Annotated in this window: 17 protein-coding genes; 14 read left to right on the forward strand and 3 right to left on the reverse strand. The window is 43.0% G+C overall.

Features of this window, described 5'->3' with window-relative positions; all coding sequences use genetic code 11:
- Positions 1-59 precede the first annotated feature (59 nt).
- Both lhgO and IQ19_RS09000 read left to right on the forward strand, forming a co-directional pair.
- Complete coding sequence (gene lhgO, locus IQ19_RS08995; protein WP_144542095.1) at positions 60-1,268, forward strand: L-2-hydroxyglutarate oxidase; 1,209 nt, start codon at positions 60-62, stop codon at positions 1,266-1,268.
- Between the two features lie 82 nt (positions 1,269-1,350).
- Positions 1,351-1,806: a hypothetical protein gene (locus IQ19_RS09000; RefSeq protein WP_144542096.1), complete on the forward strand. Its 456-nt coding sequence runs from the start codon at positions 1,351-1,353 to the stop codon at positions 1,804-1,806.
- Between the two features lie 42 nt (positions 1,807-1,848).
- Here the strand turns inward: IQ19_RS09000 and cbpA are convergent, their stop codons facing one another.
- Positions 1,849-2,493 (reverse strand): cyclic di-AMP binding protein CbpA, encoded by a 645-nt coding sequence (gene cbpA / locus IQ19_RS09005; RefSeq protein ID WP_144542097.1) that lies wholly within the window; start codon positions 2,491-2,493, stop codon positions 1,849-1,851.
- A 178-nt stretch (positions 2,494-2,671) separates the two neighbouring features.
- Between cbpA and IQ19_RS09010 the strand changes: the two genes are divergently transcribed.
- Together IQ19_RS09010 and IQ19_RS09015 are read left to right on the forward strand one after the other, a co-directional pair.
- Positions 2,672-3,316 (forward strand): LytTR family DNA-binding domain-containing protein, encoded by a 645-nt coding sequence (locus IQ19_RS09010; RefSeq protein WP_144542098.1) that lies wholly within the window; start codon positions 2,672-2,674, stop codon positions 3,314-3,316.
- A gap of 133 nt (positions 3,317-3,449) precedes the next feature.
- Entirely contained in the window at positions 3,450-4,982 is a 1,533-nt protein-coding gene (locus IQ19_RS09015; RefSeq protein ID WP_144542099.1) for an acetyl-CoA hydrolase/transferase family protein, read from the forward strand.
- A gap of 93 nt (positions 4,983-5,075) precedes the next feature.
- Here the strand turns inward: IQ19_RS09015 and IQ19_RS09020 are convergent, their stop codons facing one another.
- Positions 5,076-6,131: a TRAP transporter substrate-binding protein gene (locus tag IQ19_RS09020; protein ID WP_144542100.1), complete on the reverse strand. Its 1,056-nt coding sequence runs from the start codon at positions 6,129-6,131 to the stop codon at positions 5,076-5,078.
- Positions 6,132-6,355: 224 nt separating this feature from the next.
- Between IQ19_RS09020 and IQ19_RS09025 the strand changes: the two genes are divergently transcribed.
- The 6 genes from IQ19_RS09025 (at position 6,356) to IQ19_RS09050 (ending at position 13,969) form a co-directional block, all read left to right on the forward strand.
- Positions 6,356-7,942, forward strand: coding sequence for an ATP-binding protein (locus tag IQ19_RS09025; protein WP_144542101.1), 1,587 nt, complete (start codon positions 6,356-6,358; stop codon positions 7,940-7,942).
- A 5-nt stretch (positions 7,943-7,947) separates the two neighbouring features.
- Entirely contained in the window at positions 7,948-8,637 is a 690-nt protein-coding gene (locus IQ19_RS09030) for a response regulator (RefSeq protein WP_144542102.1), read from the forward strand.
- Positions 8,638-8,749: 112 nt separating this feature from the next.
- Positions 8,750-10,048, forward strand: coding sequence for a C4-dicarboxylate transporter DctP (dctP, locus tag IQ19_RS09035; RefSeq protein WP_144542103.1), 1,299 nt, complete (start codon positions 8,750-8,752; stop codon positions 10,046-10,048).
- Positions 10,049-10,351: 303 nt separating this feature from the next.
- Entirely contained in the window at positions 10,352-11,545 is a 1,194-nt protein-coding gene (locus tag IQ19_RS09040; RefSeq protein WP_144542104.1) for a class I SAM-dependent rRNA methyltransferase, read from the forward strand.
- 187 nt (positions 11,546-11,732) lie between these two features.
- Positions 11,733-13,043, forward strand: coding sequence for an MFS transporter (locus IQ19_RS09045; RefSeq protein ID WP_242020945.1), 1,311 nt, complete (start codon positions 11,733-11,735; stop codon positions 13,041-13,043).
- 80 nt (positions 13,044-13,123) lie between these two features.
- Positions 13,124-13,969 carry an STAS domain-containing protein gene (locus IQ19_RS09050; protein ID WP_144542105.1) on the forward strand — a complete coding sequence of 282 codons (846 nt, stop codon included), beginning with the start codon at positions 13,124-13,126 and terminating at the stop codon, positions 13,967-13,969.
- Between the two features lie 75 nt (positions 13,970-14,044).
- Here the strand turns inward: IQ19_RS09050 and IQ19_RS09055 are convergent, their stop codons facing one another.
- The gene (locus IQ19_RS09055) at positions 14,045-15,724 is read right to left on the reverse strand and encodes a hypothetical protein (protein ID WP_144542106.1); all 1,680 of its coding nucleotides are present in this window, start codon (positions 15,722-15,724) and stop codon (positions 14,045-14,047) included.
- Between the two features lie 399 nt (positions 15,725-16,123).
- On the opposite strand from IQ19_RS09055, the gene IQ19_RS09060 reads away from it, so the two are divergent.
- From IQ19_RS09060 to IQ19_RS09075, 4 genes are all read left to right on the forward strand, one after another.
- Positions 16,124-16,516, forward strand: a complete 393-nt coding sequence (locus IQ19_RS09060) for a GNAT family N-acetyltransferase (RefSeq protein ID WP_144542107.1) — start codon at positions 16,124-16,126, stop codon at positions 16,514-16,516.
- A gap of 109 nt (positions 16,517-16,625) precedes the next feature.
- On the forward strand, positions 16,626-17,450 hold the full coding sequence (locus IQ19_RS09065; RefSeq protein WP_144542108.1) for an MBL fold metallo-hydrolase: 825 nt from the start codon (positions 16,626-16,628) through the stop codon (positions 17,448-17,450).
- A gap of 300 nt (positions 17,451-17,750) precedes the next feature.
- Positions 17,751-18,296 carry a DinB family protein gene (locus IQ19_RS09070; RefSeq protein ID WP_144542109.1) on the forward strand — a complete coding sequence of 182 codons (546 nt, stop codon included), beginning with the start codon at positions 17,751-17,753 and terminating at the stop codon, positions 18,294-18,296.
- A 194-nt stretch (positions 18,297-18,490) separates the two neighbouring features.
- Positions 18,491-19,081, forward strand: a complete 591-nt coding sequence (locus IQ19_RS09075; RefSeq protein WP_144542110.1) for a histidine phosphatase family protein — start codon at positions 18,491-18,493, stop codon at positions 19,079-19,081.
- Positions 19,082-19,095: the final 14 nt, after the last annotated feature.

The raw sequence follows: 19,095 nt of genomic DNA on the forward strand, positions 1-19,095 counted from the left end.
ATTTAAAAGTAACTATTTAAAAGAAAAGAGCATAAAAGAAAAAGAAAGGGTGGACGATCATGTATGATTACATCATTATTGGCGGGGGAATTGTCGGCCTTTCAACAGGGATGGAGCTGTTAAACCGGTTTCCGGCAGCTAAAGTAGCGATCCTGGAAAAGGAAAGCCACGTCGCAGCCCATCAAACAGGCCATAACAGCGGGGTCATCCATTCGGGTATCTATTATAAGCCTGGAAGCTATAAAGCAAGGCTGGCTAAAAAGGGCAGTGAATCGATGACAAAATTTTGCCGGGATCATGAGCTTGAAGTCGATATTTGCGGGAAAGTGATTGTGGCAAGCGAGGATTTCGAGCTGCCCCTTTTGGAAAACTTGTATCAGCGAGGGCTTGAAAACGGCTTGGGAATCCGGATGATTGGTAAAAGCGAACTGAATGAAATCGAACCGCACGTCAATGGAATGAAAGCCATTCATGTTCCAATGGCAGGTATTGTGAATTATAAGCAGGTTTCAGAAAAGATGGCTGAGGTTATTAAGGAAAAAGGCGGCGACATTCTGCTCAACCATAAGGTATTATCGATTGATGAAACGGAGCAGGAAGTCATTGTTGAAACGAGGAAGGGCGAAATAAGAGGATCTTACTATATTAACTGCGGCGGCCTGCATTCCGATCGCATTGCAAAGCTTGCCCAATTAAAAACCGATGTGAAAATTGTTCCTTTCAGAGGCGAGTATTATATGCTGAAACCAGAGAAAAGCAGCCTGGTTAAAAACTTAATTTACCCTGTGCCAAATCCTAATTTTCCATTTCTGGGCGTTCATTTTACACGAATGATTAATGGATCGATCGATGTTGGCCCAAATGCGGTCCTAAGCTTTAAACGGGAAGGCTACAAAAAGACGGACATCAATTTGGCTGACCTCATGGAAGTTATTTCATATAAAGGCTTTTGGAAGCTCGCAGGCAAGTATATGAAAGAGGGAATGGATGAAATGATCCGCTCTGCTTCAAAAGAGCTATTTATGAAAAACGTCCAAAAACTAATGCCGGAAATCCAAAAAGAAGATATTGTTCCCGGGCCTGCAGGTGTGAGAGCCCAAGCTTTGAAGGACGATGGGTCCCTTGTAGATGACTTTTTCATCATCCCGGGCAAACGTTCCATTCATGTATTAAATGCACCGTCTCCAGCAGCAACTGCGTCAATTGAAATCGGGAAAGAAATTGTGACGAAAATGGAAGGGACATTTAGATTGGATTCGGCAGTGTAACGAATCCATCAGGATTTTTGGAAAAAATGGCGAATATTTCTAAATCCCTTGTAGAATAATATGGCAGAAAGGGGAATTCGTTATGAAAGTGACAACAGCCATTAGGATTTTGCATCTGGTCATACCCTGGCTGACCATATTCTTTCTGCCTAAAAAATCTTTTAATAAATTTTCTACGGTTTCTGCTTTTGCAGGGATATTGGTATTCGCCATGAGCACTCTGGCCATACCCTTTAAGTGGTGGACGGTAGAAGGAGGAAACAGACACAAACTCGGTAATGACCTCACTTTTATCCTCGGCCCTTTCTTTATAGGGACATTGTGGATCTTTCATTTTACCTTTGGAAACTTTAAACGCTACCTCGCGGTTAACGCAGTGATGGATTTATTGTTTGCCTATCCGCTCAATTATTTATATCAAAGATTTAATTTATATAGGCTGGTTAAATTTAAGCCCATACATATTTTCTTGTTTTTCACTTCTTATGCCTGGATTATATATGGGTACCAGGAGTTTGTGCACCGCAATAATCGTTAAGTGAAAAAGCCGATCCATTTGGACCGGCTTTTTGTTTTTGACCTAGCATTTCCCATCATGGCATTCGACTCCGATGACCCGGAAGCCGTTCTGATCCATTTCTTTTTTTATTTTATCCAAGGTTGCTTTTGTTGTATCCTTCGGTAAAGTGAATAGCACCCGGCGAATGAGACTAACGTGGAAATTAGAGGAATCCAGTGAGATAACGCCTTGAATATCGCTGTATTTGCTGATGATGCTGGTCATCTTTTTCAGCGTTCCCTGGGTTCCATAGCTCCCCACTGTAAGGGTGTAGCTGCCGCGGTTCAATCCCCATGCTTCCTCCAGCAGCTCGAGTACTGCCGCATGCGTCAGCAGGCCGACAAACTGTTCATTTCTATTAACAACAGGCAAATAAGGGTATCTTTTCAGCGTGAAAAAGGCCTTCATAAAAGAATCATTTTCGCCAATCACTGTCTCCTGGTCAGTCGCGAGGGCAGTAATGGGTTCATTCAGCGAATGATTCTCTTTATATTCTAAAATATCAACCTTGTAAATATTGCCGATAAACTTTGTATGTGTTTTGTCCAGAATCGGGACACAGCGATAACCTGTTTCATTTAAAAACTGCAGCGCCTTTTCCAAATTAAAGGTTTCATCACAGTAACGGACGTCTCTTTTCTCCACCATTTGATGGCGAATTAGCATACCAGCATCCTCCTTTACCCCTAACCCTTATATGGTCTCTAATGGGTTATAATCCTCTATTCTATGCTGGAGAGAGCTTGTGAATGATAAGATTTTTATTAAAACTCATTCATAGAATCCCTCTGCAAAAACTTGTAAAATAGAAGAAGGCAATCATCATGAAAGGTGCTGAAGGAACGTGGAAAGCATTACAGTTGTTTCGCTGCTGGACGTTATTGGAGAGCTGTTTTCCGATGAGATTTCCATTGCGGTTTCCAATACGAATGAATATATCTATTACCGGCCCAGCAAACGAATTGATTTGAAAATCAGGCCGGGTGACATTGTGAAAGAAGGAACCATCGCCCATAAAGCATTGCGTACACAGCAAAGAGTTTCCGAGTTTATTGATCGGGATGTGTTTGGGGTTCCTTATCACGGAATGGCTGTGCCGTTTTTGCATGAAGGCAAGCTCGAAGGCTGTGTGACCGCCATTTTTCCGGCACTCACAGACGGAAAATCTGTTGTAACAATGAAAACGAATGATGGCTGGATCCCGATTCCTTTTTCCGATGTCGTCTATCTCGAAGCAAAGGATAAGAAGACTTATGTACATACAGAAGATAATTCTGGGACCCATAAATACTCCCTTCAGGACTTTGAATATTCGCTCCCGAAGGACAGTTTCATCCGCTGCCATCGCTCGTTCATTGTGAATGTCAATCATATAAAGGAAATTTTTCCTGACACCCATTCAACCTTTTTGCTTGCCATGAAAAATGGCGATCGGGTGCCTGTCAGCCAGTCGTATTCCAGTTATTTTCGAAAATTGCTTGGTTTTTAGAAACTTCATGCTGTTTTAGTCTGTGAATTTGCTGTTTTGTCGGAATTTTCCGTAATTTAATCCAAAAACTCAGGTCCTCTCTCTTTAGGTGGGTAAAATAATTATATATACCATGATAGAGGGGATGAGCACCATGGAGAAAAGTTTAGACCGGATTAAAGATACGCGTTTGCACGACAGGGTTGTCACACCGGAGGAAGCAGCATCCTGGATTCAGGACGGAATGACTTTGGGGTTAAGCGGCTTTACACGTGCGGGTGATGTGAAAGCGGTGCCATTTGCTTTAGTTGACCGTGCGAAAAATGAACGTTTTAAAGTGAATGTTTACACAGGGGCTTCTCTGGGATCAGATGTTGATAAGCTTTTCGCCGAAGCAGGCATTTTGGGGAAACGGCTTCCATTCCAGGCGGATCCAACGATGAGAAAAGGAATCAACCAGGGAGACTTTTTGTTTGTGGACCAGCATTTGTCCCATACAGCCGAGCTTGTGCGTGCTAATGTCATGGATCCTATTGATTTCGCTATTTTGGAAGCGGTTTCGGTTACTGAGGATGGAATGATCATTCCTTCTACATCAATCGGAAACTCGCTGTCTTTTGCGGAAAATGCGAAATCTATTATTATCGAAATCAATCTTGCGCAATCCACCCAGCTGGAAGGCCTGCATGATTTATATGATCCGGGCAAACAGGGGGAACGTAATCCGATTCCACTGACTAAAGCGGACGACCGCATTGGAACGACTGGAATCAAGGTGGATTTGGATAAAGTAAAAGGAATAGTGTTAACGAACCAGCAGGATTCACCTTCGACGATCGTGCCTCCTGATGAAGAAACTGTCATCATGGCCAAGCACCTGATTCAGTTTCTCCGCAAGGAAATTGTAGCAGGCAGGCTGACAAATAGCCTGGCTCCACTTCAATCCGGAATCGGTTCAGTGGCCAATGCCGTGCTGCACGGAATGCTTGATTCAGAGTTTGAGAATCTGGAAGTTTATTCAGAAGTGCTGCAGGACGCCGTATTCGATTTAATGGATGCCGGCAAAGTGAACTTCGCTTCTTGCTGTTCGATTACATTGTCTGATGAAAAAATGAATGAGGTATTCTCGAATTTTGACCGGTATAGAGACCGCTTAATCATGCGTCCGCAGGAGGTTTCAAACCACCCTGAAATCATCCGCCGCCTCGGCCTGATTTCGATCAACACAGCGCTGGAGCTTGATATCTATGGTAACGTCAACTCCACACATGTACTTGGAACGAAAATGATGAACGGCATCGGCGGGTCAGGCGACTTTGCGAGAAATGCCCGTCTGGCTATCTTTGTCACAAAATCAATCGCCAAAGACGGCAAGATCTCAAGCATTGTGCCGTTCGCGTCACATATTGACCACACCGAGCATGATGTGGATGTCATTGTCACGGAACAGGGGTATGCCGATTTGCGCGGCCTTGCTCCAAGACAGCGAGTGGAACTGATCATCGAAAATTGTGCACACCCGCTTTATCGCGAGCAGCTTCGCGAATACTACCAAGAGGCTCTCTCAAGAGGAGGCCAAACTCCACATGTACTGGAAAAGGCGCTCTCCTGGCATACGGATTTTGCCAATAATGGAACCATGCTGAAAGAAACGGCATCTGCTTCCCCGCAATGGAGCTTTTGCTAAAGAACAAAAACTCTGGGCTGCTTTTGCCCAGAGTTTTTTGGTACCAGGCACCTATACCACTTAAGCCAATTGGTATAGGTGCCTGGTCCTTTTTTATTCATATTTAGCACGCAATTCTTTTATTTCCTCTACTAATTTGCTGCCGATTTCTTGTGAGAATTCTTCATATACAGGATCAAGGGCAGTCTTCCATTCCTGTTTTTGCTCGTCTGTCAGCTCGTGAATTTGAATGGAGGAGTTTTGCTTAATTGTCATGAGCTGTTCTTCGTTCATTGCAAAGGCCCGCCGGTTATTCCAGGCAGATGTTTCTTGCATTGACTCCAGCAAAATTTCCTTCGTTTCTTCTGTCTGCTCGTCCCAGACTTTCTCGCTCATCATCACTGCATAGCCCAGATAACCATGATTGCTGATTGTCAAATGCTTTTGCAAGTTATAGAATTTTTTAGAGTATATGTTTGAAATCGTGTTTTCTTCACCGTCCACCTTGCCTTCTTCAAGAAGCTGGAAAGTGGAATTGAAGGAATCCTGAAGGGCATCAGCATTTAACCGGTTAAATTGGGCTTCGATCACGTTACTTTGCATGATTCGGAAGGATTGTCCTTCCATGTCCTCAGGATTCTGAATCGGTCCTTTATTTGAGGTAATTTGCTTAAATCCATTTGGCCAGTGTGCAAGCCCTTTAATCCCGTCACTCTGCAAGGATTGCAGAAGCTGCCTGCCAATGTCCCCGTTTAAACCTTCCAAAGCGGCTTCGCGGGTTGGAAAAGCAAAAGGCAAATCCAGCACGCCCCATTGAGGAGAAAGCATGCCCAGCTTGGATGTGGAAGGTGCGATAAAGTGGACTTGTCCATCCTTTAGCGCATTAATTTCTTCTATATCGGAATAGAGGCTGCCATTTGGAAAAACCTCTATTTTAATATGGCCATTTGATTTTTCAGAAACAAGCTCTGCAAACTTTTGCGCAGCAAGGCCCTTGGGAGTATTCTCAGCGACGACATGGCTGAATTTAAAAACGATTTGTTCCTTTAGCCCTTCCTGGTCATCGTCATAGGGAATCTCTTCACGCGGGAATAGGCTTTGATAACCGAAGATAGCTGCCATGATCATAACCGTGCCTCCAAGGAGAATGAAGCCTAATGTGCTTTTCATCTGAAGCCTCCTTTTTAAAAACCATTACCCCGCATTAACGGGCAGTAGGCCCCCTTCAAAATTTGAAGGAAAGCTGGGGTACAAACTGCCCGTAAAAGCCCGATTGGTTCATCTAACCATGAGTGTGAAAAAAACCACACTCATGGAAGATTCACTTTAATGTTATCATACTTAGAAGAAACGTATCCGTAAAGATGCTAGTGATAGAAGGGAGGTTCCCTCAAATGAAACAAATGCCTATCCGCTGGAAAATTACCATTCTATCTTATGCCGTCGTTATTTTTTCCCTTTTGATTGGCGGAATGGTTGTCATTACAAATATACAGGAAAAGGAAGAAAAGGAACTCAGAATACGATCCATGAACACAGCCAGAACTGTGGCTGAGCTGTCAGACGTTAAAAAAGGAATTCTGCAGCCACAAGGCTGGAAGACAGTCAATAAAGTAGCAGAGGAAATCCGGATTATAAATGAGACAGACTATATTGTTATCATGAATATGGAACGTATCAGGTATTCTCACCCGGTAAAAGAATTGATTGGCCAGCCTTCTCAGGGCGAGGATGAAAAACCAGCCTTTGCTGAACATATTTATTTTTCCAAGGCACAAGGGGAGGCCGGAACCTTTATTCGGGCTTTCATCCCTATTAAAGATAACAGCCTGAATCAAATTGGTGTTGTGGTTGTGGGCAATAAGGTGCCTACTTTTACCGAGATTATAGATGAATTAATCGATGACATAACCATTATTGTCATGCTTACGCTAATATTTGGGCTAATCGGCTCTTTAATGCTTGCGAACCATATTAAAAAGCAGATGTTCCAGCTCGAGCCCTATGAAATTAAAAGAATGCTTGAGGAAAGAACTGCAACCTTCCATTCGATTAATGAAGGCGTTATTGCTATCGACAATCAAGAAAATATTACGGTTTTTAATGAAAAAGCAAAGAAAATATTTAACGTGACAGGAAATGCTGCGGGTAAAAGTATTAGAACCATTTTAAAGGATACCAGACTCCCCGAAATCGTAGAGACGAATCGCCCTGTTTATAATGAACAAATTATTGTGAGCGGGAAGGTCATTTTAAGCACTAGGATCCCGATCCGGAAAGACAATGAAACGATTGGCGCTGTAGCCCTTTTCCAGGACCGCACAGAGGTGGCGAAGCTTGCGGAAGAGCTGACCGGGGTGAAGAGCTTTGTTGAAGCACTCAGGGTGCAGAACCATGAACATATGAATAAGCTTCACACGATAGCAGGATTGATACAGCTGGGAAAAGCGGATAAAGCATTAAAGCTTGCTTTTGACGCATCAGAAGAGCAGGAAAACCTTTCTAGCTTCCTAAGCGCTAAAATAAGGAATGATGCTGTCGCCGGCCTTTTATTGAGTAAAGTGAGGCGCGGCAAGGAACTGGGCATTAATGTGGTCATCGATGAAAATAGCAATCTTGAAGAATTTCCAAACCGGCTGGATCATCATGACTTTGTTCTGTTAGTAGGAAATCTCATCGAGAATGCATTTGGCTCTTTTGAGCATACAGAGCATGAAGATAGAAGAGTCGAGATTAGCCTCGAACAGACAGAAGATATCTGTGCTTTGCTTGTTGAAGATAACGGAAGTGGCATAGATAAAGCCTTTTTACCGAAGCTTTATGAAAAAGGATTTACAGCAAATAAATCAGGCGGAACAGGCTACGGATTATATCTAATTAAACAAATAGTAGAAAAAGGGGAAGGCAGCATAGTGGTTGAATCAAAGATAGGTGAAGGGACTGCTTTCACCATTACTTTTCCAATGGAAGCGGGGGGTTGAAGCAAATGGCGAATAAAGAGGAAATTCGAGTGCTGCTGATTGAAGATGATCCGATGGTCCAGGAGGTTAATAAAGAGTTTATCACAAGTGTAGAGGGTTTTAAGATTATCGCAGTGGCTGGGAATGGAGAGGAAGGCATATCCCTTGTAAAAAAATTGAACCCGGATCTTGTTATTTTAGATATTTTTATGCCTAAAAAGGACGGAATCCAGACACTTCAGGAATTTAGAAAGCAAAAGCTTGATTCTGATGTGATCGTCGTTTCTGCTGCAAAAGAAAAGGAAACCATTAAGCTGATGCTTCAAAACGGTGCCAGGGATTATATTATCAAACCTTTTAAGCTTAATCGAATCCAGCAGGCGCTTGAAAAATACCGCCACTACAGAGAAGGCCTGAAGGAATCGGGGACGATCTCCCAGGAACAGCTCGATGCACTTATTTATGCCAGACAGGCAAATAAATCGGAAAATGATTTGCCGAAAGGGCTGAATGAATTCACATTGAGCGAAATTACCGCTTTTATGCAGAAGCAGGATGAACCGCGTTCTGCCGAAGAAGTCGCAAACTCTATCGGAATTGCAAGAGTGACCGCACGCCGCTATTTGGACTACCTTGAAAAAAGAGGCGCAATCAGGCTTGATGTGCAGTATGGGGGAGTCGGCAGACCGGTAAACCGCTATGTTCTGAATAAGTGAAAATTCCGAGACCAAAATGAACAAAACATCCGTTATGACCATAAACTTCTCTCTTTTACCTGAAAACGCTATCATTCTTAATAGAAAGAATTGTTAGAAAAAAGGAGATGAGATGAAGTTGAAAAAGCAGCGGATTTATAAGAATTTAACCTTTCAAGTGTTAACTGCTATTTTTATCGGTGTAATGGTCGGGTTAATTTGGCCTGAAGTCGGAAAAGAGATGAAGCCGGTAGGCGATACATTTATTAACGCAGTAAAAATGGTCATTGCCCCGATTATTTTCTTAACCATCGTCCTTGGAATTGCAAAAATGGGAGATATGAAAAAAGTCGGCAAAGTTGGCGGCAAAGCCTTCATTTACTTTGAGATTGTGACAACACTTGCTTTAATGATCGGTCTTATCGTTGTAAATGTCGTTAAACCTGGTGCTGGCCTTAATTTTAATGAGTTGGAAAAAGGAGATGTATCCCAGTATACGCAAAATGGCGGAGAGGGCATTAACTGGATTGAGTTTGTCACTCATATCGTCCCTCACAATATGGTGGATGCATTTGCAAAAGGCGATATTCTGCAAGTATTATTCTTCTCGATCCTATTTGGGGTTGGTTTGGCGGCTCTTGGTGAAAAGGGGAAAATCGTTACCGAATTTTTGGATAAGCTATCACTTGTATTCTTCAAAATCATTGGCTACGTTATGAAGGCAGCTCCAATTGGCGCATTTGGTGCTATGGCTTACACAATTGGAAACTTTGGCCTAGCTTCATTGGTGCCGCTGGGTAAGTTAATGATGTCTGTGTATATTACAATGGCACTGTTTATCTTTGTCGTTTTAAATATTATTTGTAAAATGTATGGATTCAGCTTGTGGAACTACTTGAAGTTTATCAAAGACGAGATTTTGATTGTACTAGGTACAAGTTCTTCAGAATCAGTGCTTCCAAGAATGATGGATAAAATGGAGCGCATCGGCTGCTCCAAGTCAGTAGTAGGACTTGTTATTCCAACTGGATATTCCTTTAACCTGGATGGTACATCCATTTATCTATCGATGGCCGTTGTATTCCTTGCGCAGGTATTCGGTGTTGACTTGACAATGGGCCAGCAGATTACGATTCTATTAGTGTTAATGTTAACTTCCAAAGGTGCTGCTGGTGTTACAGGAAGCGGATTTATTGTCCTGGCTTCTACTATGGCTGCCCTTCAGGTTATCCCTCTGGAAGGATTGGCATTGCTGCTTGGTGTTGACCGCTTCATGAGTGAAGGAAGAGCCATTGTTAACCTGATCGGTAATGGGATTGCTACAATCATTGTAGCCAAGAGTGAAAATGAATTTGATGAAAATAAGAGCAAAAGAGCGATCAATGAAATGAAGCTGTTGAAGCAGGATAACCAGACAAAACAAGCTGTATAATCGTGAGGCCATTCTCTATATGGGGGATGGCCTTTTGCGATGAGATGAAATTTGTCGATATGACTCCCTATACCCTCGACAATCTTCTCATTCATTTCCCGGGAAAAAATCAGGTGTGAAAAAGGTCAGCGGCTATTTCAATCAAACGTTTGATTGAAAAGGCAAATGCTGAATGGCGGCGAAAAATGGCGCTTTGTTGGTGCCAGATACCTATACTAGCTCAGCCAGATGGTATAGGTGCCTGGCACTTTTAATGTTAAAATACTACAATAACAGTACATTATAATATGATTGGGTGAACGTATGAGTAAAGCAATTAGATTAAATGTGGCTTCTAAATATAAGAGACATTTTCAATCTGGGTATCCGCTGGTGACAGAGGAGTCTGTTCAGAGGCTTCCGAAGGGGATTGAAGAGGGTGCAATTATTGACCTTGTTGATGAGAATAACCGTTTCATTGGCAAAGGGTATTATGGAAAGCAAAATAAAGGCAGAGGCTGGGTGCTGACGAATAATCAGCATGAAGAGATTGACGAACCGTTTTTTGCTAAAAAGTTTAAAGCAGCTTTGAAAAGGCGTGAAGATCTTTTCAATGATCCCGATACAACCGCTTTTCGGGTTTTCAATGGGGAAGGCGATGGGATTGGAGGCATTACGATTGATTACTATGATGGCTTTTATGTGGTAAGCTGGTATAGTGAAGGGGTTTACACCTTTAAGGATACAGTTGTTCAGGCGTTAATGAAGACAGCAGATGTGAAAGGCCTCTATGAGAAGAAACGCTTTGCTGTCAAAGGCACCTATATTGAGGATGATGACTTTGTAGCAGGGGAACGGGCATCCTTCCCGCTGATGGTGAAGGAGAACGGTATCAACTATCCAATCTATCTGAATGAAGGTGCCATGGTAGGCGTCTTCCTTGACCAAAGGCATGTAAGGAAGACGATCAGGGATAAATATGCGGAAGGCAAAACCGTCTTAAACACCTTCTCCTATACAGGGGCTTTTTCGGTTGCTGCCGCTTTGGGCGGGGCATCGAAAACAACAAGTGTTGACCTGGCAAACCGCAGCAAAAGCAAAACAATCGAGATGTTCAGCGTCAATGGCATCTATTATGAGGCGCAGGATATTATTGTTGAAGATGTGTTCAACTATTTCAAATATGCGGTCCGCAAGCAACTGAAGTTTGATATGGTCATTTTGGATCCGCCAAGCTTTGCCCGGTCCAAAAAGCATACGTTCAGTGCCAGAAAAGATTATCCGGAACTGCTCGCACAGGCTATTCAAATCACAGGAAAGAACGGCATCATCGTTGCATCATCCAACTGCAGCACCTTCAATATGAAAAAATTCAAAGGTTTCATCCAAAAGGCCTTCCAGCAAACAGGAGGCAGCTATAAAATCCTTGAAGAATTCACCCTCCCGGAAGACTTTAGAACCATCAAGGAATTCAAAGAGGGAGACTACCTCAAGGTTGCGTTTATACAAAAGCTATAAAATGAGTGCCAGGTACCTATACCACTTCCGCTGCGTGGTATAGGTACCTGGCACCTTCTATATGTATCGGACAAAAACGTGAAGACAAATCCATCACTAAAATTCCGAAAAGTATAAATATTTTATGGTATGATTATGGTTGAAAAAGGTGCCTGTCACCATCATTATGAGAAAGAAGGTTTACATTGTGCAGCGTTTTAGGGTTCATTATGCGTGGGTGATTTTGGTTTTGACGTTTGTTGCTTTGCTGGCCGCACAAGGGGTGAGGCTGTCGTTTGGGGCGTTTATGACGCCGTGGGAGAGTGAATTCTCCACGAATCGCAGCGTCATTTCACTGGTGGCGTTTATCAGCTATATTGTTTTCGCCATTTCACAGCCTTATGTCGGCAGGCTGATAGACAAGTACGGGATCCGCTACATCCTTTCCTTCAGCATTTTGCTGATCGGCTTTTCAACAATACTCACCTTCTTCACAACCGATCCAGTCCAGCTGATGATCATTTATGGTGTGATTGCTTCAGTCGGCTTTGGGGGTGCGTCCAATGTGGCGGGAACGATCGCTGTTGCGACCTGGTTTGCTGATAAAAAGGGCATGGCGATGGGGCTAATGTCCGCTGGAACAGCAGCCGGGCAGCTCGTCCTTGTCCCGCTTTCACTGTTTCTCATTGACCAGCTCGGCTGGAAAACGACAGTCATCGTATTAGGCTGTTTCCTAATCTTAATCGTGTTTCCGCTGCTTCTTCTGTTTATTCGCTCCAGTCCATCTGACATTCATATAAAAGCCTATGGAGCAAAGGAAGATGCTGCAACTAGCCAGAGTGGCACAAAGGAAGCTCCCAAAGCAACTCTATCTATCTTCCAGCTTTTGCGGCGCAGGGAATTCCTGTTTCTCATGCTTCCATTTTTCGTTTGCGGTGTCACGACAACAGGCCTGATGGATACCCACCTTATTCCTTTTGCCCAGTATTGCGGATTCACGCCTGGCATTACAGGAGCTGCCGTCAGTTTGCTGGCTGGCTTTAACATTTTAGGAACAGTCGTTTCCGGTTTCCTGGCAGACCGGTGGAATTGCAGAATGATATTGGCTTTTCTATACGGGGTAAGAGCTCTAACCATTGTTCTATTATTGATCATTGTCAATGACGCTTCCTTGTTTGGCTTTTTCATCTCTCAATCGCATCTGCTGATCCTATTTGCAATCAGCTTTGGTGTCGTGAATTTTGCAACGGTCGCTCCAACCATGAAACTGGCAACTGAATACTTCAAACATTTGTCAGTCGGTGCAGTGATCGGCTGGATTTATCTCAGCCACCAGCTCGGATCTGCGCTGGGTTCCTTCGTCCCGGGTGTTTTATTTGATTTAACAGGAAGCTATGCTATGTCCTTTATTGCATCCATCATTCTGCTTATTGGCGCTTCCGCTTTATGCATGATGCTGCCTAAAACAGGTGTGAACTATCACCATTCGGGTGGCCAAGTCATTGTAAGGAATAGTTAATGAATGGTTTAAAATCGACACTTTTTTCCTCATAAGTTAAAATATTTATAGACTAATTTGAACGGTAAGGGGAGTCAGGGATGCATCGTAATAAGGATCTATATCAATTTTTGCTGGAAAAAACGCGGCAATTAACAGAAGAATGGTATGAAAATCTCGATAAAAGCGAGAGTGCCGGAATCTATTCCTCGGATGATCCGGCCATTATTGAAACTGTCAAAAAGCAAAACTATGAATTTCATCAGCAGTTTTGTGAAGTCTTTAATAAAGATGAAGAATCATTCTTCAATGAGTTAGAAAAATGGATTGTAAAAGTGGCCCAGGATGAAGGACATCTTTGTACGCCATTGCAAATGATCCTCCGTGAGTTTTTTAATACTCAGGAGCAGTATTTGAACTTAATAGATGAATTTGCTGAAACCAATAAAGACCAGTATGATACCCGTCAAATAGATTCCTGGCGCCGAATCATGCTGAAGTGCTTTAATGAAGTGGTTACTTGGTTCACGGAAGAGTATAATAACCATTCTCAAAAAAGGCTGGAGGCCCAGCAGGATTTAATTCGTGAGCTAAGCTCCCCCGTCATTTCTTTAACTAAAGACATCGCACTTCTGCCGCTTGTTGGGGATATCGATACAGCCCGGGCAAAGAGCATGCTTGAAAATACGCTTCAGCAGTGCAATAAGTTGGGTGTAAACCAGCTGTTCCTAGATTTATCCGGAGTGGTTATGATTGATACAATGGTTGCCCATCAGCTGTTCCAATTGATTGAAGCACTAAGCCTGATCGGGGTGAAAACAACCATCTCCGGACTAAGGCCGGAAATCGCCCAGACCGCAGTCCAGCTAGGACTATCATTTGACCACATTAGCATCAAATCCACGCTTTCCAGTGCAATTAAATCGGCCAACCTTATACCAAATTAATAAAAAACACGATGAAGGCCGCCTTCATCGTGTTTTTTCAGTAAGGGCACCTTAACGAGGGGACCCGCACTTTTCTTATTCCAACCCTTTAATGGCCATTTCCTTCACAGACAGAAATGCCTCACCTGTATCCAGATAGTTCACATTCACCAAATCGTCCTCCTGCAAATAAATGGCCATTGGTACGGTTTCAGATGAAACAACATAGCTCTGGCGGTTGTCGAGTAAAAACGAGACAACTGTAAAATCACCGGACTTTTCCTTGTACACACGCAACACGGTTCCGCTTGTCTGTTTTTCCTCTGCTTTTGAGCTTCCATCCACTGTGCCTCCACCTCTTTGAAGCGCGGTTTTATAAAGCCTCAAGGCATCATTCGGCGTCGAGCCATATACAGAGATTTCCGGATTGGCTGCAGATACAATAAAGTAATTTTGCAGAAACCCGTTTGCATCGAGAACAGGGGTCAGCCAGCTTGCTTCTCCGTAGAAGTTATAAAGAACAGGCATTTCGCCGCTCCATTTCTTTTCAATAAACTTCTTCTCGATGATTTGCAGGGCTCCCTGTGAATCCATATAGGACTCTTCAAGATTGCCGGTAAAGAAGGTGGCCTCACCCGTCCTTGAATTGGTCAGTGAGTACCCTAGCATGGAATCAACGCCTTCTTTGGGGCTTGTAAAATCGGTAAAATAATACATGTCTCCATTTTCATCGAAAATCGGGCTAACATTTGCTTCTGTCCCTTCATCTGAAGGAAGCCTCACATCAGTCTTGCCAAACTTGCTGTTCCAGAAGCCGTGAATATAATTGCCATAGTAGCTGTTTTGCAGGCTGACAGCCTCCGGTGAAACGGCGCCATCAATAAAGGCTGGCACATCAGCTAACTTGTAGGCTTTCGTCTTCCCACTCATCGGATCCACCATAACTATTCCTTGAACATCAAAACCATTCCGGGCAGATATAAACTCGCCGAAAGAACGGATATAATAAGGCTTTCCTTTATCATCGACCTCTAATTGGACATCCCCATAAAAGACCTGCTGCGGATATTGCATGCGCATATGGCGCTCAATATTCTTATTAAAATAAGAGGATGGCGTGTAAACCATATCGGATTTAATAAATTTTGGATTGGCAGAGGAATCAGTCGAACTGATTGTAAAATAACCAGGCGTTTTGTTTCCATTCCACCACTTGAAAAAACCTGAAAACTCAACCGGCGCAATGTAGACATACTCTCCATTGATTTTCTGGATCTGCAGGCTGCCGAGTTCATAATAGCTCGTATTTGGAACCTGCCCAAAGGCCTTTTTCATCTTATTGCGGGCAAATTGAGGCGGAACACTCGCAGGCGTTTCCGTTTCGTCAAAAGTCTCAATTTCCGTTTTTTCCTTCATTTTGGCACTCTCATATTTTTCATCAGCATTAAAAAGAAAAGCAGTTAAAAAGAATATGCCGACAATAAGGCTCCCTAGAAACAGGACTGCTTTAATCATTCTTTCCTTCCCGGCTGCAAGAACGGCTCCGCCAAGAGAAGCGATAATCGCTATCGGCCATAAGCTGGTCAAGTTCCGATCAAGATGGCTTAAATAATAAAAGGCAAAAACAAGCAGCACGGTTATGATAATTGTCCCGGCCATGATGCCCGTCCCCATTTTTTTTCCTTCCTTTTCAGACTTTACTGTATGGCTAAAAGGAATTAGAAGGACTGAAATAGCAAGACCGGCTAAGAGTGAAAAAATAAACATACTTCCCATCGTTATCTCCCCTAATAAGTTCAAGTTCAATATGCTTATCTACGAATGAATGCAAAAAAAGTTTCGTAAAGAAGGGATTGATCTGAAAATACCCTAATAAATTTTACGGATAAAATGATAAAAATCGTTAAATTGAGTTGTTTTTCTGTGAAAACATTGCTATTTTTAAAAATTTGAACCATTTTTGCCCCGATTTATTCCATTTATCCTTGCATCCTATCGTTTTAAATAGCCATAGATCATCAATTAACCAAACTTTTATCGTCAACTACACTGATATATCACCAACTAGCCCAATAGATCATCAACTTTCCGGATCTATCGTCAGCTCTCCCAGAAAAGGGATTTCAAATCTTTAAATCGAATAGAATTACCAATCTATTTTAAAGGAGAATGCACGTGATCAGATATGAAGAAGCAGTTCCGGATATGGAACAATTATATCGCTTGTATGAAAATGACAGCTGGAATGATTTTTTAAAACTGCCGAAAGAAACGCTCTATAAAGCGATGGAGCAGAGCTGGCTTGTGATCAACGCCTATGATGGAGAGCGCCTGATTGGCACTGGGCGAATTATTTCTGATGGCATCATCAATGCGTATCTTTGCGGATTAATCGTAGAACCTGCGTATCGCAGCAAAGGGATTGGAAGGGAAATGGTGGGCAGGCTGGCAGAGCGCTGTACTCAGGCACATTTGCATCTTCAGCTGCTGGCTGAGGAAGAGAAAGCACCTTATTATGAACAGCTAGGATTTGAAGTATTTACATTGGGATTAAAGTATACATCTTAAATCTAAGACTAAAGGTGTAGCCAGTTTCAGCCAATCCGGTGATTTAGCCAGAAGCATTCATCTATAAAATGGATATTGTAACCAGCTAATGAAATGGGGGCAAACCTTTATGGAAAAATATATATGCAAAACCTGCGGAACACAATTTCCGCTATCCGATCATCAGCCTGAAAGCTGCCCGATTTGCCAGGAAGAACGGCAATATGTGGGACAGAGCGGCCAGGAATGGACGACATTGAATGACATGCAGGAAAGCCATTTTTATAAAAATGAAATATCTCAGGAAGAAACAAACCTTTACAGTATAAATACAGTTCCAGAATTCGCGATTGGCCAGACGGCTTACCTGGTTCAAAATAAAGGCTTTACTGTATTGTGGGATTGCATTTCCTACCTTGATGCCGAAACGATTAAACAGATAAAGGAACTTTGCGGAATCGATGCTATCGCACTCTCCCACCCACACTATTACTCCACACAGGTTGAATGGGCAGAAACGTTCAACGTTCCCATTTACATTCATGAAGATGACAGGCAATGGGTGATGAGAGGCAGCGAGCATATTGTTTTTTGGAGCGGAGAAACAATGAAGCTTCATGATGGACTTGAAATCCATCGCCTCGGGGGCCATTTTAAAGGCGGCGCTGTCCTGCATTGGCAAAAGGGGAATAGTGGAAACGGTGTTTTGCTGACAGGCGATATCATTCAGGTCGTCGCTGACCGTCAATGGGTCAGCTTTATGTACAGCTATCCGAACCTCATTCCGCTTCCGGCTGAAACGGTTGAAAGAATGGCCGGCAAAGTAAAGCCGCTATCCTTTGACCGAATGTACAACGCATTTCACAGAGTAATAGAAAAAGAGGCAGACCTGGCCGTCCAGCGCTCTGCAGAAAGATACGTAAAGGCAATCAGGGGCGAACTCTTTCAGACATAACAAGCATGGGGATTCATGTTAAAATATAAGGCAAATATCCAAAAAGGACAGAACCGATTATGAAAAAATCCCATGAAATCCCATACAAAAATAGAGCCAAACGATATTCCATCCTGAACATAATTGTCGGAGTCTTTCTGTATAACAAACCAGACTGCCCGGGCGGGGCTGCTTATAATTATTTAGGTAGTGGATACACACAAGAAATCACGCACAGTTAATTTATGAGAATTATTAATTGAAAGATGACGAGATAGGCTCTTCTTTAGTAGAATTAGGTAAAAGAAAAGGGGTGAAGCTGTGCTAACAAAACCAGACCTAAACGAATATGCACCATATTATAAGGGGTATGTAAATTCAGTGCCTGAGGGAGATTTGCAGCAGATTCTTGAACAGCAAGTAAAGGAAACGGCTAGTCTATTAAAAGACCTGAGCAGTGAACAGGCCCATTTTTGCTATGCTCCGGAAAAGTGGACCATCAAAGAGGTCATCGGCCATATCACCGATACCGAGCGCATAATGGGTTACCGCCTGCTTTGCATCAGCAGAGGGGAAAAGGTGATGCTGCCAGGGTACGATGACAATGTATATGTGAAAAAAGGCAACTTCAATCGTTTCTCGATCCAAGAGCTTTTGGAGCAGCTGGCCATTGTCCGTCAAAACACAGTCACTCTTTTGAAAAGCCTTGATGATGAAACCCTGCTGCAGCGCGGAAATGCGAACGGAACCGAAGTCACGGCCCGGGCAATCGCTTTTATCATTGCGGGGCATGAGCTCCACCACCGCAATTTGATTAAAGACAGGTATATGAGTTCAGATTCATTCCCGGAAGAAATGATAAAGTAAGGAAAAGAGCGGTACGGTTTTGAGTACTGCTCTTTTTGCATATTTTAAAAAGTGAAAGGGGCCCATTAGAACTTGCTCTTTTTTGGCCGGGATGGATTCTATTTGCATCATTCACATTTGCCGCCATTTTTTCAGAAGGAAAACTCTTATTTTAATAGAATATCAATGAAGTAAATTTGAAAGGACGTGTACATATGACAAAAATCGGTTTGGTCAGGCATGGGATTACAGCCTGGAATAAAGAGGGCAGGGCACAGGGAAGTTCAGATATTCCCTTGCATGAAGAAGGATTGGCTGAAGCAGGCCTTTTGGCTGAACGGCTTAGTGCTGAAAACTGGGATGTGATTTACTCCAGCAATCTGTTAAGGGCCCTGCAGACAGCTGAAGTCATTAAAGAGAAAATCAGCCATATTCCCCTCCAGCTTGATCCCCGAATCAGGGAAGTCGGCGGTGGGCTAATTGAAGGCACTACGGAAGCGGAGCGTTTAGAAAAATGGGGCAGCGGCTGGCGTGAATTGGATCTAGGGTTCGAGCCGGCAGAAAGTGTCATCTATAGAGGGATGGCATTCATTCAGGAAATTGCAGCTAAGCATCCTGGCGAAAATGTACTTGTTGTAAGCCACGGATCCTTTATCCGCCATCTTCTAAAGGAATTGGTTCCACACATAGACATGTCCGACCATCTGAAGAACACCTCTATTACGAAGCTTTTTATAAAAGAAAGCCAGTGGGGCTGTGAGCTGTATAACTGCACGAATCACCTGAAGAAGAAGCAATTGAAATAATGATGAAAATCAAA

The sequence above is a fragment of the Cytobacillus oceanisediminis genome (assembly GCF_007830235.1).
Taxonomy (GTDB): Bacteria; Bacillota; Bacilli; order Bacillales; family Cytobacillaceae; genus Cytobacillus; species Cytobacillus oceanisediminis.

Bases quoted from the DNA above. Each gene is read 5' to 3' on its own strand.
- IQ19_RS09025 (WP_144542101.1), top strand. From the start codon at position 6,356: ATGAAACAAATGCCTATCCGCTGGAAAATTACCATTCTATCTTATGCC.
- IQ19_RS09050 (WP_144542105.1), top strand. From the start codon at position 13,124: ATGCATCGTAATAAGGATCTATATCAATTTTTGCTGGAAAAAACGCGG.
- IQ19_RS09020 (WP_144542100.1), bottom strand. From the start codon at position 6,131: ATGAAAAGCACATTAGGCTTCATTCTCCTTGGAGGCACGGTTATGATC.
- IQ19_RS09065 (WP_144542108.1), top strand. From the start codon at position 16,626: ATGGAAAAATATATATGCAAAACCTGCGGAACACAATTTCCGCTATCC.
- dctP (WP_144542103.1), top strand. From the start codon at position 8,750: ATGAAGTTGAAAAAGCAGCGGATTTATAAGAATTTAACCTTTCAAGTG.
- lhgO (WP_144542095.1), top strand. From the start codon at position 60: ATGTATGATTACATCATTATTGGCGGGGGAATTGTCGGCCTTTCAACA.
- IQ19_RS09000 (WP_144542096.1), top strand. From the start codon at position 1,351: ATGAAAGTGACAACAGCCATTAGGATTTTGCATCTGGTCATACCCTGG.
- IQ19_RS09055 (WP_144542106.1), bottom strand. From the start codon at position 15,724: ATGGGAAGTATGTTTATTTTTTCACTCTTAGCCGGTCTTGCTATTTCA.
- IQ19_RS09030 (WP_144542102.1), top strand. From the start codon at position 7,948: ATGGCGAATAAAGAGGAAATTCGAGTGCTGCTGATTGAAGATGATCCG.
- IQ19_RS09015 (WP_144542099.1), top strand. From the start codon at position 3,450: ATGGAGAAAAGTTTAGACCGGATTAAAGATACGCGTTTGCACGACAGG.
- IQ19_RS09040 (WP_144542104.1), top strand. From the start codon at position 10,352: ATGAGTAAAGCAATTAGATTAAATGTGGCTTCTAAATATAAGAGACAT.
- cbpA (WP_144542097.1), bottom strand. From the start codon at position 2,493: ATGCTAATTCGCCATCAAATGGTGGAGAAAAGAGACGTCCGTTACTGT.
- IQ19_RS09075 (WP_144542110.1), top strand. From the start codon at position 18,491: ATGACAAAAATCGGTTTGGTCAGGCATGGGATTACAGCCTGGAATAAA.